The sequence below is a fragment of the Brachybacterium sacelli genome, from assembly GCF_017876545.1.
In the GTDB taxonomy this organism is placed as follows: Bacteria; Actinomycetota; Actinomycetes; order Actinomycetales; family Dermabacteraceae; genus Brachybacterium; species Brachybacterium sacelli.
In genome coordinates, this window is sequence record NZ_JAGIOD010000002.1 from 1,392,074 (window position 1) to 1,405,584 (window position 13,511).

At 72.8% G+C, this 13,511-nt stretch carries 13 protein-coding genes; 9 read left to right on the top strand and 4 right to left on the bottom strand.

The window, feature by feature from the left end:
- Nucleotides 1–48: 48 nt before the first annotated feature.
- From JOF43_RS20715 to holA, 4 genes are all read left to right on the top strand, one after another.
- Complete coding sequence (locus tag JOF43_RS20715) at nucleotides 49–750, top strand: vitamin K epoxide reductase family protein (protein ID WP_209905030.1); 702 nt, start codon at nucleotides 49–51, stop codon at nucleotides 748–750.
- A gap of 126 nt (nucleotides 751–876) precedes the next feature.
- Nucleotides 877–1,704, top strand: coding sequence for a ComEA family DNA-binding protein (locus JOF43_RS20720; RefSeq protein ID WP_209905031.1), 828 nt, complete (start codon nucleotides 877–879; stop codon nucleotides 1,702–1,704).
- Nucleotides 1,701–4,064 (top strand): ComEC/Rec2 family competence protein, encoded by a 2,364-nt coding sequence (locus JOF43_RS20725; protein WP_209905032.1) that lies wholly within the window; start codon nucleotides 1,701–1,703, stop codon nucleotides 4,062–4,064. Before JOF43_RS20720 ends, JOF43_RS20725 begins: the two co-directional genes overlap by 4 nt.
- A 35-nt stretch (nucleotides 4,065–4,099) precedes the next feature.
- Complete coding sequence (holA, locus tag JOF43_RS20730; protein WP_209905033.1) at nucleotides 4,100–5,086, top strand: DNA polymerase III subunit delta; 987 nt, start codon at nucleotides 4,100–4,102, stop codon at nucleotides 5,084–5,086.
- Nucleotides 5,087–5,204: 118 nt separating this feature from the next.
- On the opposite strand, the gene rpsT is transcribed toward holA, so the two are convergent.
- Nucleotides 5,205–5,468 (bottom strand): 30S ribosomal protein S20, encoded by a 264-nt coding sequence (gene rpsT, locus JOF43_RS20735; RefSeq protein WP_209905034.1) that lies wholly within the window; start codon nucleotides 5,466–5,468, stop codon nucleotides 5,205–5,207.
- Between the two features lie 282 nt (nucleotides 5,469–5,750).
- Complete coding sequence (locus tag JOF43_RS20740; protein WP_209905035.1) at nucleotides 5,751–6,359, bottom strand: type II toxin-antitoxin system PemK/MazF family toxin; 609 nt, start codon at nucleotides 6,357–6,359, stop codon at nucleotides 5,751–5,753.
- Between the two features lie 72 nt (nucleotides 6,360–6,431).
- Here JOF43_RS20740 and JOF43_RS20745 point away from each other — a divergent pair, with 72 nt between their 5' ends.
- The 5 genes from JOF43_RS20745 (at nucleotide 6,432) to JOF43_RS20765 (ending at nucleotide 11,547) form a co-directional block, all read left to right on the top strand.
- Nucleotides 6,432–8,111 (top strand): circularly permuted type 2 ATP-grasp protein, encoded by a 1,680-nt coding sequence (locus tag JOF43_RS20745; protein ID WP_209905036.1) that lies wholly within the window; start codon nucleotides 6,432–6,434, stop codon nucleotides 8,109–8,111.
- The gene (locus JOF43_RS20750; RefSeq protein WP_245354639.1) at nucleotides 8,089–9,006 is read left to right on the top strand and encodes an alpha-E domain-containing protein; all 918 of its coding nucleotides are present in this window, start codon (nucleotides 8,089–8,091) and stop codon (nucleotides 9,004–9,006) included. The genes JOF43_RS20745 and JOF43_RS20750 overlap by 23 nt, the downstream gene beginning before the upstream one ends.
- Nucleotides 9,007–9,027: 21 nt before the next feature.
- Complete coding sequence (locus JOF43_RS20755; protein WP_209905037.1) at nucleotides 9,028–9,651, top strand: M23 family metallopeptidase; 624 nt, start codon at nucleotides 9,028–9,030, stop codon at nucleotides 9,649–9,651.
- Between the two features lie 67 nt (nucleotides 9,652–9,718).
- Nucleotides 9,719–10,852 carry an L-talarate/galactarate dehydratase gene (locus tag JOF43_RS20760; protein ID WP_209905038.1) on the top strand — a complete coding sequence of 378 codons (1,134 nt, stop codon included), beginning with the start codon at nucleotides 9,719–9,721 and terminating at the stop codon, nucleotides 10,850–10,852.
- Between the two features lie 2 nt (nucleotides 10,853–10,854).
- On the top strand, nucleotides 10,855–11,547 hold the full coding sequence (locus tag JOF43_RS20765; protein ID WP_209905039.1) for a FadR/GntR family transcriptional regulator: 693 nt from the start codon (nucleotides 10,855–10,857) through the stop codon (nucleotides 11,545–11,547).
- Nucleotides 11,548–11,555: 8 nt separating this feature from the next.
- Here the strand turns inward: JOF43_RS20765 and JOF43_RS20770 are convergent, their stop codons facing one another.
- Both JOF43_RS20770 and JOF43_RS20775 read right to left on the bottom strand, forming a co-directional pair.
- A complete protein-coding gene (locus JOF43_RS20770; protein ID WP_209905040.1) occupies nucleotides 11,556–11,951 on the bottom strand; it encodes a universal stress protein in 396 nt (131 codons plus the stop codon).
- A complete protein-coding gene (locus JOF43_RS20775) occupies nucleotides 11,948–13,489 on the bottom strand; it encodes a tripartite tricarboxylate transporter permease (RefSeq protein ID WP_209905041.1) in 1,542 nt (513 codons plus the stop codon). Before JOF43_RS20775 ends, JOF43_RS20770 begins: the two co-directional genes overlap by 4 nt.
- Between the last annotated feature and the right edge of the window lie 22 nt (nucleotides 13,490–13,511).

Consider the following 13,511-nt stretch of genomic DNA (forward strand, 5'->3'; position numbering starts at 1 on the left):
GTGCTCGGTGTCCTCCCTCCCCTCCGCACGGAAGATCCCGGACCCGACATGAGTCAGAACGCCCCCGCCCCTGAACCCGACGGCGCCGAGCCCGCCGAGCCCACCGAGGCCGAGCTGCTGGCGGAGATCGACGCCGAGCTCGCCGCCGAACGCTCCGCGACGCAGCGGGCCGGGGCGCGGCTGACCGGTGCTGTGCTGCTGATCGGCGGGATCATCGGCTGGATCGCGGCGCTCGCGCTGCAGATCGACAAGGACTACCTGCTCGCGCACCCCGGGGAATCCCTGGCCTGCGACATCAACCCGTTTATCTCCTGCGGCAACGTGATGATGACCTGGCAGGCCTCCGCCCTGGGCATTCCCAACCAGGCGATCGGGCTCGCCGGCTTCGGGATCATGGCGGCGATCGGCTCGCTCATGCTCAGCGGCGCCCACCTGCCCACCTGGTTCCGCTGGGCCCGCCTGGGCGGTATGACCTTCGCGTTCGGGTACATCCACTTCCTGGCGATCTCGGCCATCTATCTGATCCGGGCGCTGTGCCCCTGGTGCATGGTGATCTGGGCCGTGACCGCCCCGATGTTCTTCGCGAACCTCGCCCATCAGATCGAGAGCGGCGACGTGCGGGTTCCCGGCCTGCTCGGGCGCGTGCTGCGCCACTGGGTGCTCCTGTCCCTGGCCTGGTATGCGCTGGTGATCCTCGCGATCCTCGCCGGCTTCTGGCGGCAATGGCTCGCGATGGCCGGGCTGCTCTGAACCTTTCGGCGCTCCGGAGGGTGCACGCGGCCTCGCCGCGCTGATCCTTCCTCCCCAAGGGGTCTTCGTCCCCAGCGACGCCGTCGCCCATGATCCCGGGTGGCCGCTGTCCCTAGGGTCGCGGGCATGGGAGCACACGCAGGATCCGGCGGCGGAAGTCGCGGCCGGGCCGGGCGGCACCGCCGCACCGGTCAGGCCCTCGTCGAGCGCCGCGACCACACGGACGGCGACCGCCCTCGTCGCCTCGCGCTGCCGTCCCCCTCGCCCTCCGCGCTGGTGGGCATCGCCGTGCTCGTGCTCATCGCCGTGGGCGTCATCCACCTCTCCGGAGCGGGCTCCGCCGTCCCGCTGGAGACCCCGCCCGTGACCGCGGCGGAGACGAGTGCGGAGACGCCGCGCGAGACCGCGGGCGACCCCTCGGACGGCGGCGGGGACGGTGAGGACGGCGAGGACGGCGGGGACACCGCGAGCTCCGCGGCGCCCTCCGGTCCCGCCGAGCTCCTGGTGCACGTCTCCGGGGCGGTGGCGACACCGGGCGTGGTGCGCCTGCCCGCCGGAGCGCGCGTGGACGACGCGCTGCGCGCTGCGGATGGGGCGAGCGAGGACGCGGAGCTCTCCGCGGTGAATCTGGCCCGACCGGTGGCCGATGGGGAGCAGATCCACGTGCCCCGTCCCGGTGAGGAGCCGCCGGTCCCCGCCGCAGGCAGCCCCGACGATGCCGGGGCGACGGGGGAGCCGGCCGACGACACGGGAGCCGACGGCGGCCCGATCGACCTCAACTCCGCGAGCGCCGCCGAGCTGGAGGAGCTGCCGGGTGTCGGTCCCGCGATCGCCCAGCGCATCGTCGAGCACCGTGAGAAGAACGGCCCCTTCGCCTCGGTCGACGACCTGCTCGAGGTCTCCGGGATCGGCCCCGCCACGCTCGAGGAGATCCGCGCACAGGCAGCCGTATGACCTCCGCCGATCTCCGCCTCCTCCCGGCCGCGACCTGCGTCTGGGCCCTGGCCGTGCTCGGTGTCACCGCAGGGACGGCGGCGGCGGTCGCCGGCGGCGCCCTGCTGATCGCCGGGGTGCTGACCGCCCTCCTGCTCACCGGTGGGATGCGCACCCGGCACGGACTGCTCGCCCATCTCGGGATCATCGCCCTGGCCGGGGTGCTGCTGTTCCCCGCCCTGGAACGCCACGGCGGCAGCGACCGGCAGCTCGAGGACGCGGCCGGTGACGGCCTGATCGTCGAGCTCACCGTGATCGCGGGGGAGGATCCTGCCCCTCCCGAGGCCGGCCCCGCCTGGGCCCGCAGCGGGATGCAGATGATGGCGCGCACCGTGGCCGGTCCCGCGCGACTGGGACGCGAGCAGGCCGAGCTGCCCGCCTCGCTGCCGCTGCTGGTGCGCGCCGAGGGGGAGAGCGCCGACGCCCTGGCCCGGATCCGGGACGGACAGGCGATCCGCGTGCGCGGCGTCCCGAGCACCAGCGGCGATCTGCTCGTGCTGCGAGCCACCGAGGTCTCCCCGGCCGAGACCGCGGCCGGGTCCGAGCGGCTCCGTGCTGCCCGCGCGGCGCTGCGGGACCGGGCCCGTGAGCACACCGCCCATCTGCCGGACGACGAGGCTGCTCTGGTGCGGGGCATGACCACGGGGGACACCTCCGGGCTCGGTGCGGAGACGGAGGAGATGATGCGGCGCGCGGGGATCTCGCACCTGGTCGCGGTCTCCGGGGCGAACATCGCCCTGGTGCTCGCCGCGGTGCTGGGGCCCCTCCTGCTGGCCGGGGTCCGGCGCCGCCCCCGGCTCGCCGTGGCCGGCGCGGTGATGGCGGGCTACGTCTGGCTGGTCGGGGACGAGCCCAGCGTCCAGCGCGCCGCCACCATGGCCGCCCCGCTGCTGGCCGCCCGCTTCGCCGGGGTGAGGGCCTCCCCGGTCGCGGCACTCGCCCTCACCGTCGCCCTGTGGTCGGTGCTCGACCCGGTCACCGCCGCCTCGGTCGGCTTCCTGCTGTCCGCCCTCGCCACCGCAGCGATCCTCCTGGCCGCGCCCCCGGTCGCGGGTGTGCTCCGCGAGCTCAGCGGCGAGCGGCTGGGCAGGACGCCGGCGCTGGTGATCGCGGTGCCGCTGGTCGCGCAGCTCGCGTGCACGCCCCTGCTGATCCTGCTGACCCCCGAGGTCTCGGTCTGGGCGGTGCCGGTCAACCTGCTGGTCGGGCCCCTCGTCGGCCCCACCACCGTGATCGGGCTGCTGGCCCTCGTGATCGGCCTGTTCTGGCCCGCGGCGGCGCAGGCCCTGGACTCGGTCGCCGCCGGGGGAGCGCACCTGGTGCTGCTCATCGCGCGCACCGCGGACTCCCTGCCCGGCTCCCGGATCGCCGTACCCGAGGGCGGGACGGGAGCCCTGCTGGCCGTCGCGGTGCTGCTCGGCCTGACCCTCGCGATCGCCGCCCGCCGGGTGCCGCTCGTGCGCTGGGTGACCGCTGCGGTGCTGGTGGCCGCGCTGGCCCCGGGCATCGGCCGGATCCTCCCGGGCGGGAGCGTGCCGGGGTGGACCCTCGCCGTCTGCGCCGTCGGTCAGGGGGATGCCCTGCTGCTGCGAGCCACCGGTGACCCGCAGCGTGCGCCGACCGTGCTCATCGACACCGGGCCGGATCCCGCTGCACTGGGCCGCTGTCTGGATCGTCTGCAGGTCGCGACCATCGACCTGCTGGTCCTCACCCACCCCCATCTCGACCACACCGGCGGTCGTACGGCTCTGACCGGAGCCCGCGCTCCCGAGGCGCAGTGGATCTGCCCGCTGCCGGAGGCCGCGGACGAGGCCGTCCCCGGCGTCCCGGCGACCGTGGCCACCGCCGGGCGCACCTGGCGGGAGAGCGGCATCGCCCTGGAGGTGCTGTGGCCGGGCTCGGCCGAGGACGCCGTCGCCGCCACCGCCCGCGAAGAGGGCTCGGGGGAAGGGGACGCCGCCAACGACTGCTCCGTCGTCCTGGCGGCGACCTGGGCCGACGGCACCCGTCTGGTCTCGCTCGGGGACCTCGAGCCCGCGGCCCAGGCGGAGCTGCTCACCGCAGACCCGGGGCCCGCCGACATCGTCAAGGTCGCCCATCACGGCTCCCGCCGTCAGGACGAGGACCTGTACCGCCTCCTCGACCCGGAGCTCGCGCTGATCACCGTCGGCCGGGAGAACACCTTCGGCCACCCCACCGACGAGGTGCTCGGTCTGCTCCGCTCCCTGGGCACCCCGGTGATCCGCACCGACGTCCACGGCACCGTCGTCCTGTCCGCCGCGGGGCCCGACACGGCACGATCCGTCGGCCCGGCCCGATAGGATCGACCCTCGTCCCCGAGCAGTGAGGAGATCCCGTGAGCGATGTCGAGTGGCACAGCGTCGCCCTCGCACCGATCGTGCTCGTCCACGGCACAGAGACGCTGATCGCCGAGCGCGCCGTGCGACGGCTGCGGACGCTCGCCAAGGAGGCCGACCCGTCGGTCGCGGTCCACGACCTCTCCGGGGAGGCCGCCGGTCCCGGCGCCCTCACCCAGGTCGCCAGCCCCTCCCTCTTCGGCGAGCCGCGCTTCGTGCTCGTGCCCGATCTGCAGTCCGCACCGGACGCCCTCGTGCTCGAGATCCAGGAGTACGTGAAGAACCCCGAGCCCGAGGTCGCCCTCGTGCTCGTCCACCGCGGCGGCAACCGCGGCAAGAAGCTCCTGGATGTCCTGAAGATGGCGGGAGTCCCCCGGGTCGACGCGAGCCCGGTCAAGCGCGCCGGCGACAAGCAGGCCTTCGTAGCCGCGGAGTTCGCCCGGGCAGAGCGCCGTATCCAGCCCGAGGCGGTGGCCGCCCTGGTCGACGCCTTCGGCACCGACCTGGCCGAGCTCGCGGCCATCAGCCGCCAGCTCATCGAGGACACCACCCCGGACGAGGGACAGCAGGCGCCCCGGATCACCGCGCAGGACGTGCACGCCGTGACCGCGGGCCGGGTGGAGTCCACCGCCTTCGCCGTGGCCGATGCCGCGATCGCCGGCAAGGAGCAGGAGGCCCTCCAGCTGCTGGCTCAGGCCCAGCTCGCCGGAGCCGACCCGGTGCCGATCGTCGCCGCGATCGCCTCCAAGATGCGCTCGCTCGCGAAGGTGACCGCGTCCGGGGCGAGCCCCCGCAGCCTCGGCATGCCCGACTGGATGCTCCGCAACCTCTCGCGCGAGGCGAGGAGCTGGACCGATCGCTCCCTGGCCCGCTCCCTCGAGGCCGTCGCCCGCGCCGATCACGAGGTCAAGGGTGCCGGGCGCGATCCACGGTGGTCCGTGCAGCACATGGTGATGGAGATCTGTCGTGCCCGCCGGGCGCGCTGACCAGGTGACCGGCAGCCGCTGCACAGCCGCGTGCGAGCACGCAGAAGGCCCGGTACGGATCGTTCCGCACCGGGCCTTCGCGCACCCCGTCAGGCGGGGCGGCAGCTGAGCTGCGAGATCACCGAGCGCCGGCGACCAGCTTCGCGAGACCGGACTTGCGGTTCGCGGCCTGGTTCTGGTGGATGACGCCCTTGGAGACGGCCTTGTCGAGCTTGCGGGAGGCGACCTTGAGGGCCTCGTCGGCCGCGGCGGGGTCACCGGTGGTGACGGCGGCGCGGACCTTGCGGATGTGCGTCTTGAGCTCGGACTTCACAGCCCGGTTGCGCAGACGCGCCTTCTCGTTGGTCTTGTTCCGCTTGATCTGGGACTTGATGTTTGCCACGAAGACTCTTCTCTAGTGCTGCTGAGGTGGATCATCCGGGACGGCCGAGGAACGGAGCCGGCGGGGACGGCGGTGGGGATTCGCCTGGAGACGCCGGTACCGGGTCGCTGCCACGGGTACACGTCCGGGTCGCACCACCGTCATCCCTGACACGGCGGGACCACGGCATGCGCACACCGAACGGTATGTCACACATACGAGGCAAGACCTTACCAGAACCCCTGCTCGAGCAGTGCTCGGTGTGCGGCGTGTCTCCTGCCGGTCCGGGCAGGTCATGCCCGGTCAGTCCCGTCGGTCGTGCACCCTGCGCACCGCCTCGGCCACCCGGGTGAAGCGCTGCTCGTCCAGACGTCCGCCCTCGCGGCGCACTGCGTCAGGATCCAGCCGCAGCAGACGATCGGCCCGCACCTCGGAGGGCCGGCTCTGCCGGTCCGAGTCCCCGGCACCGATGTCGACCCAGGTGGACCCGTGCTCATCGGTGGTCACCTCGCCGGATGCGGCCCGGTCGCGGGAGGTGAGCATCAGCGCCACCAGCACCTCGCCGGACCCGTCGGAGCCGCCGGTGGAGGCATCCTCCCGGGCCAGGACCAGCACCGGGCGGTCCTTGCCGCGAGTGATGTCCTCCTCGTAGGGCACGAAGGCCCACACCACCTCGCCCGGATCCGGGCGGTCGTCCTCGTGGGGGGCGTAGGCGATCTCGGGCGGACGGGACGGCTCCCGGTCCCGCAGCGCCCCGGCGGCCTCGGCGAGGGCAGCGTCGCCGGCGCCGTCGGTGCTCGGCCGGCGGGCGGCGCGGACCGCGGTGCGAGCGAGGTCCCGCGCCCCGCGACGCACGGCGGGGGAGCGCGAGGCGGTGCGGAGCACGGAGGTGAGGCGGGTCAGAAGGGACATGCTGCTCGCTTCCTGGCGTGAACCCGGGGGTGAGTGCCTACGTCGATCGGGGACGGTGTGAGAATGGTAGGCATGTCAGCCAGCTCTCTGTTCCGCCGTGTCGAGACGGGCTCGGGCTGCGACGAGATGTTCGCGCCCGACGGGTCGGTGCGGTCCACCTATGCGGCGCTGCACGACGCTCTCGCGGGCCTGGGCCCCGAGGAGTTCCGCGCACGCTCGGAATCCCTCGCGCACAGCTACCTCGACCAGGGCATCACCTTCGACTACGCGGGGGAGGAGAGACCGTTCCCGATCGACGCGATCCCGCGCGTGATCGCCGCTGACGAATGGTCCGGTGTCTCCCGAGGCGTCGCCCAGCGCGTGCGTGCCCTGGAGCACTTCCTCGACGACCTCTACACCGACCAGCGGGTCATCGCCGACGGGGTGATCCCCGTCGAGCTCGTCAGCTCCTCGAGCTCCCTCGTCGAGGTCATGCGCGGCTACCGTCCCCCCAACGGCGTGCGCATCCACATCTCCGGCATCGACCTGGTCCGCGACGGCGACGGGGAGTTCCGGGTGCTCGAGGACAACGTGCGCACCCCCAGCGGAGTCAGCTATGTGCTCTCGAACCGCCGCGCGATGGCCCAGACCTTCCCGGAGCTGTTCGCCCACCGGCCGGTGCGACGGGTCGGGGAGTACCCGGGTCGCCTGCTCAGCGCCCTGCAGGCCGCCGCCCCCGACACCGCGGGGGAGGAGCCCACCGTGGTGGTGCTCACCCCGGGCCGGTACAACAGCGCCTACTTCGAGCACTCCCTGCTGGCCCGCACCATGGGCATCGACCTGGTGGAGGCCGACGACCTCGTCGCCCGCAACGAGCGCATCTACATGCGCACCACCGCCGGACTGCGTCGCGTGGACGTCATCTACAAGCGCACCGACGACGACTTCCTGGACCCCGAGGTGTTCCGCCCCGACTCGGTGCTGGGGGTGCCCGGCCTGGTCCGTGCGATCCTCGCCGGCAACGTCGTGGTCTCCAACGCTCTCGGCAACGGCATCGGCGACGACAAGCTCACGTACACCTACGTGCCCGCTCTGATCCGTTACTACCTGGGCCAGGACCCGATCCTGCCCAATGTCGACACCTGGCGCCTGGAGGAGCCGGACTCCCTGGTCGAGGTGCTGGATCGTCTCGACGAACTGGTGGTCAAGCCGGTCGACGGCTCCGGCGGCAAGGGGATCGTCATCGGTCCGGCCGCCACCCGGGAGGAGCTCGACGCCCTGCGCGAGCGGCTCCTGACCGATCCGCGGGGGTGGATCGCCCAGCCCGTCGTGCAGCTGTCGACCATCCCCACCCTGGTCGACGAGGGCCCGGAGGCGCGGCACGTGGACCTGCGACCCTTCGCGCTGAACAGCGGCGACGAGGTCTGGGTGCTGCCCGGCGGTCTCACCCGGGTCGCCCTGCCCCGCGGAGAGATGATCGTGAACTCCTCCCGCGGCGGAGGCTCGAAGGACACCTGGGTGCTCGCGGCCGCACGGGCCGCCGCGGCGGTGCCCGGGTCGGGCCGGGCACCCGACGGGACCGTCGCCCCGCCCGACGAGCGGATCGAGGATCCCCTCGACGAGGACTACGACGGGTTCGACGACCTTCCCGAGGAGCGCACGGAGCTGCCGGCGCAGCAGCCCGACCCCGTGACCTCGGCGATCCCGATGCTCGATCACGACGACCTCGACGACGCCGAGGAGGGGGACCATGATGCTCAGTCGGATCGCTGATTCCGTGTTCTGGATCGGCCGTTACGTCGAGCGCGCCGACCAGACCGCCCGCATCCTCGACGTGATGCTGCAGTCGATCACCGAGGACGCCTCCCAGGACGAGCACCTCGCCTGCAGCGGCGTCTACGAGATCTTCGGTGTCGCCGAGCCGGTGGAGGCCGACCTCAGGGTGCAGCGGGTGCTGGACCTCCTGGTCACCGACCGGCAGAACCCCTCCTCGGTGGCCGGAGCACTGCAGATCGCCCGCGAGAACGCCCGGGGTGCCCGCGAGGTGCTGACCACCGAGGTGTGGGAATCGCTGAACAGCACCACGCTGGGGATGCCCCGTGGGGTGCGGCCCTCCCGCATGCACGGCGCCTTCCAGTTCGCCAAGGACCGCTGCGCCGTGGTCAACGGACTGGTCGACGCCTCCATGACCCGCGACGAGGCCTGGCTGTTCCTGCGGATCGGCCAGCTGCTGGAGCGGGTCGACATGATCGCCCGGATCCTGCAGGCCCACGACCTGGAGGACTCCTCCGACGGTGCGACCGTGATGCTGCTGCGCAGCTGCAGCGCCCACGAGGCCTACATCCGCTCCTACCGCGGGCGGGTGCGGGCCGCCCAGGCGATCGAGTTCCTCCTGCTGGATTCGATCTTCCCCCGCTCCGCCGCCCACTGCCTGCTCGAGATCGACGAGGCTCTCGAGACCCTCGCCAAGCTCCACGGCAGCAGTTTCGACCGGATGGGGACCTCGGAGCCCGGCCGTCGCATCGTCGGCCGGGCGACGGCCAGCCTGCGCTTCCGCTCGCTCGAGGACATCGTCGCGGACTTCGACGAGGAGATGGAGCAGCTGCAGAGGGTCACCGGCGCCATCACCCGCTCGCTCGGCAGCACCTACTTCCACCCCGCGAACTGACGGCGCACCCGGGGGAGCGGTATGGGTTCACCGGTGATGCTGGCCCATCCCTTTCGGGGACGCTGGCGGGTCCAGAACTCTCCTGCCGACCGGGTGCCGAGCCACGGCACCTCCCTGTTCGCGCTGGACCACTCGATCGACCTGGTCCCGGTCGATGCCCGCGGTCGAAGCGCACCGCTGCGTCCGCGCTCCCTGCTGCGCCCGGAGCCGCCGGAGTGGTTCCCGGGTTTCGGGCGCGAGCTGCTGGCCCCGGTCGCCGCAGTGGTGGTAGCGATCGACGACGGCGCGGACGACCATGCGGCGCGGCGCGGCCTGCCCTCGGTCACCTACGCGCTGACGCAGCGCGCCCGTCTCGCCGAGGGCTGGGCCGGCCTGGCCGGCAACCACGTGATCCTCCGCGCGGGTGAGGACGACTCCGTGTTCCTCGCCCTCTGCCATCTCCGGCGCGGCAGCATCGCGGTGCGGCCGGGGCAGCGGGTCGAGGTGGGGGAGCGTCTGGGCGCCTGCGGCAACTCCGGCAACAGCACCGAGCCGCACCTGCACCTGCAGGCGATGACCGCCGCGGACCCGTCGCGGGCGCGTCCGCTGCCGATTACCTTCCCGGGCGGACTGCCCCGCACCGGGGAGCTCCTCGACATCCACTGAATCACTTATCATTCAGGTTGTCAGCTTGTATGATAAGTGGATCCCGCTCCGCCGACGAAGGAACCCCATGCCCTACGCGTCCGACGCCATCCGCCACATCCGCCTGTCGACGGCGACGCTGCCGCTGGCCACCCCGATCTCCGACGCGAAGGTCTTCACCGGCCGGCAGCGGCCGATGACCGAGGTGGTCTTCCTGTTCGCCGAGATCACCACGGAGCAGGGACACGAGGGTCTGGGATTCAGCTACTCCAAGCGGGCCGGCGGACCTGCCCAGTACGCGCATGCGAAGGAGGTCGCCCAGGTCGCGCTCGGTGAGGATCCCAGCGACATCGCCAAGCTCTACACCAAGCTGCTCTGGGCCGGGGCGTCCGTCGGCCGCTCCGGGGTCGCCACCCAGGCCCTCGCCGCGCTCGACATCGCGCTGTACGACCTCAAGGCGAAGCGTGCGGGCCTGCCGCTGGCGAAGCTGCTCGGCGCCCACCGCGACAGCGTGCGCACCTACGACACCTCCGGGGGCTTCCTGCACGCCTCCCTCGAGGAGGTGCGCGAGCGTGCGGACCGCTCCCTCGCCGAGGGCATCGGCGGCATCAAGATCAAGGTCGGCCTGCCCGACGGTGCCGAGGACCTGCGCCGCGTGGCCGCCGTCCGTGAGCACCTGGGGGACGCGGTGCCGCTGATGGTCGACGCGAACCAGCAGTGGGACCGCCGCACCGCGCTGCGCATGGGCCGCCGGCTGGAGGAGTTCGACCTGGTCTGGATCGAGGAGCCGCTGGATGCCGACGACGCCGAGGGCCATGCCGCCCTGGCCGGCACGCTCGACACCCCGATCGCGACCGGCGAGATGCTCGCCTCCGTCGCCGAGCACGAGCGCCTCATCAGCGCGCGGGCCTGTGACGTGATCCAGCCCGACGCCCCGCGCGTCGGCGGCATCACGCCGTTCCTGAAGCTCGCCACCCTCGCCGACCACGCGGGACTCGACCTCGCGCCGCACTTCGCCATGGAGATCCACCTGCACCTGGCCGCGGCCTACCCCCGCGAGACCTGGGTCGAGCACTTCGACTGGCTGGACCCGCTGTTCGAGGAGCGGCTCGAGACCCGTGACGGGCGCATGCTGGTCCCCGACCGCCCCGGCCTCGGCGTCACCCTCTCCGAGCAGGCGCGGGCCTGGACCACGGAGTCCGTCGCGTTCGGCACCGCCTGACCATGACCGCGCACCGCACCGCGGACCTCGTCGCCGCCCTGCGCCGCCGTATCGTCGACGGCGAGATCGCCCCCGGCGAGAAGCTGCCCAGCGAGAACCAGCTGATCGCGGCCCACGGGGTGAGCCGCACGGTGGTCCGTGAGGCCGTGACCCGCCTGCAGGCCGAGGGCCTGGTGCGCACCCGCCGCGGCGCCGGCAGCTTCGCCCTCACCCCGCCCGCCGAGCAGGGGAGCGGCTGGCCGGCCCGGCCGGTGCGCACGGTGGCGGAGCGGCGTGCCCTGCTCGAGCTGCGGACCGGCCTCGAGTCCGAGGCCGCCTCCCTCGCCGCTGTCCGCCGCACCGCGGCCGACCTGGCGGCGATGGGGGACGCCCTCGCGCGTTTCGAGGACTCCGCCGGCGCCCCGGCCGCCGCGCTCGAGCACGACTTCGCCTTCCACCGCGCCGTCGCGGAGGCCGCCGGGAACCCCCTGCTGCTGGAGCTGATCGATGCCCTCGGCCCCGCGATGATCGCGATGCCGCGCCACCGCCTCGACCCCGCAGGTGCCGACGGCGCGGGCGGTGGCCGGGGGAGCGGCGCGGTCGGTCACGAGCACGCCGCCGTCCTCACGGCGATCACCGCGGGCGACGCCCAGGCGGCGGCCGCGGCGATGCGCACGCACCTGGCCGGCTCCCGGCGACGGCTCGACGGGAAGTGACCTCGGGTCTACGCCGGGAACTTCGCCGCCAGCACCGGCCGGTCGGCCTGCAGCAGGATCCGCTGCGCCGTCGAGCCCATGATGAACTTGCCCACCTGGGTGCGGTTGCGGACGCCGATCACGATCAGGGATACCTCGCGCTCGGCGGCCAGGGCGAGGATCGCCTCGGCCAGGTTGTCCCCGTGGTGCAGGCGGTGCAGCTCCAGCTCCACACCGGCGGCGCGGACCTGCTCGCGCAGCCGGTCGCGGTCCGCCTCGGTGGCGGTCGACTGGTCGACCGCGACGCCCTCACGGCGGGAGTTGACGATCAGCAGGTCCTCTCCCCGCAGACGTGCCTGCTCGATCCCCAGGGTCACGGCGGCGTCGCCGACCGGGGTCGGCGCGTAGGCGATCAGGATGGTCATACGTTCTCCTTGGCACGGTCCTCGGCCCCCGCGGGAGCGTCGGAGGAGGTGGACGGGGTGCGCCGGCGGGATGCCGACCGGATGATCGGCAGCACCGCGACCAGCACGAAGACCGCCAGCAGCGCCCCCGAGATCGGGCGGGTGACGAAGCCGGAGAGATCTCCGCCCAGGACCAGCAGCGAGCGCCGCAGGTTCGACTCCAGCAGGGCGCCGAGCACGAAGGCGAGCACCAGCGGTCCCGGCTCGAAGTCGAACTTCTTCATCAGATAGCCGAGAGCGCCGAAGAGCACCACCAGCAGCACGTCGAACATGGAGTTGCGGACCGTGTAGGCACCCAGCAGCGTGATCAGTGCGGTGATCGGGGCCAGGATCGCTCCGCGCACCCGCAGGATGCGGACGAACAGGCCGACCAGCGGGATCGCCAGGATCAGCAGGATCAGGTTGCCGATGTACATCGAGTTCACGACGCCCCAGAACAGCTCCGGGTCGTCGTTGATCAGCTGCGGGCCGGGGGTGACGCCCTGGATCAGCAGGGCTCCGAAGATGACTGCCATGGTCGCGTTGGCGGGGATGCCGAGCGTCAGCAGCGGGATGAAGGAGCTGGTGGCAGCTGCATTGTTGGCCGATTCCGGGGCGGCGACGCCTTCGACGGCGCCGCGCCCGAAGCGCTCGGGATGCTTGTCGCGCTTCTTCTCCATGGCGTAGGCGGCCATGGACGAGATGGTGGCGCCGCCGCCGGGCAGGATCCCCAGGAAGAAGCCGAGCACCGAGCCACGGCCGACGGGGGCCACCGACGCCTTCAGGTCCGACCGCGTGGGCCAGACGTTCTCGACGGCGATCGGCGCCTGCGCGAGCCGATGGCGCTCCTCCATGGTGGCGAGGATCTCGCCGACGCCGAAGAGCCCCATCGCGACCGTCACGAAGCTGATGCCGTCGGCCAGGGCCAGGTTGTCGAAGGTGAAGCGCTCCGCACCGGTGAAGGTGTCGCGGCCGACGGTGGCCAGCAGTAGCCCGACGGAGGCGGCGATCATCGCCTTGAGCTTCGAGCCGCTGCTGATGGTGGCGACCAGCAGGATGCCGACCAGCGCCAGGGCGGTGTACTCGGGCGGGCCGAAGTCGAGGGCGAAGCCGGCGACCAGCGGAGCGAGCAGAGACAGCCCGATGATGGAGACGGTGCCGCCGACGAACGAGGCGATCGCCGCCACGCCGAGGGCGGTGCCGGCCCGGCCCTGCGTGGCCAGGGCGTAGCCGTCGAAGGTGGTGACCACGGTGCTGGCCTCGCCGGGCAGTCGCAGCAGCACCGAGGTGATGGTGCCGCCGTACTGGGCGCCGTAGAAGATGCCGGCGAGCAGGATGATCGCGGTCACCGGCTCGACGCCGTAGGTCAGCGGCAGCAGGATCGCGATCGTCGCCGCGGGGCCGAGGCCCGGCAGGACGCCGACCAGCATGCCGATCACGACACCCAGCAGGCAGTACAGCAGGTTGGTGGGGTCCGCGACGACGCCGAAGCCGTCGAGCACGGGTTGCAGGAAATTCACAGGGGTGCCTCCCGGTCGGCGG

What these genes read in the sequence shown, in the direction of transcription:
- JOF43_RS20715 (WP_209905030.1), top strand. Translation starts at nt 49, where the DNA reads ATGAGTCAGAACGCCCCCGCCCCTGAACCCGACGGCGCCGAGCCCGCC.
- JOF43_RS20720 (WP_209905031.1), top strand. Translation starts at nt 877, where the DNA reads ATGGGAGCACACGCAGGATCCGGCGGCGGAAGTCGCGGCCGGGCCGGG.
- JOF43_RS20725 (WP_209905032.1), top strand. Translation starts at nt 1,701, where the DNA reads ATGACCTCCGCCGATCTCCGCCTCCTCCCGGCCGCGACCTGCGTCTGG.
- JOF43_RS20740 (WP_209905035.1), bottom strand. Translation starts at nt 6,359, where the DNA reads ATGTCCCTTCTGACCCGCCTCACCTCCGTGCTCCGCACCGCCTCGCGC.
- JOF43_RS20745 (WP_209905036.1), top strand. Translation starts at nt 6,432, where the DNA reads ATGTCAGCCAGCTCTCTGTTCCGCCGTGTCGAGACGGGCTCGGGCTGC.
- JOF43_RS20750 (WP_245354639.1), top strand. Translation starts at nt 8,089, where the DNA reads ATGATGCTCAGTCGGATCGCTGATTCCGTGTTCTGGATCGGCCGTTAC.
- JOF43_RS20755 (WP_209905037.1), top strand. Translation starts at nt 9,028, where the DNA reads ATGGGTTCACCGGTGATGCTGGCCCATCCCTTTCGGGGACGCTGGCGG.
- JOF43_RS20760 (WP_209905038.1), top strand. Translation starts at nt 9,719, where the DNA reads ATGCCCTACGCGTCCGACGCCATCCGCCACATCCGCCTGTCGACGGCG.
- JOF43_RS20765 (WP_209905039.1), top strand. Translation starts at nt 10,855, where the DNA reads ATGACCGCGCACCGCACCGCGGACCTCGTCGCCGCCCTGCGCCGCCGT.
- JOF43_RS20770 (WP_209905040.1), bottom strand. Translation starts at nt 11,951, where the DNA reads ATGACCATCCTGATCGCCTACGCGCCGACCCCGGTCGGCGACGCCGCC.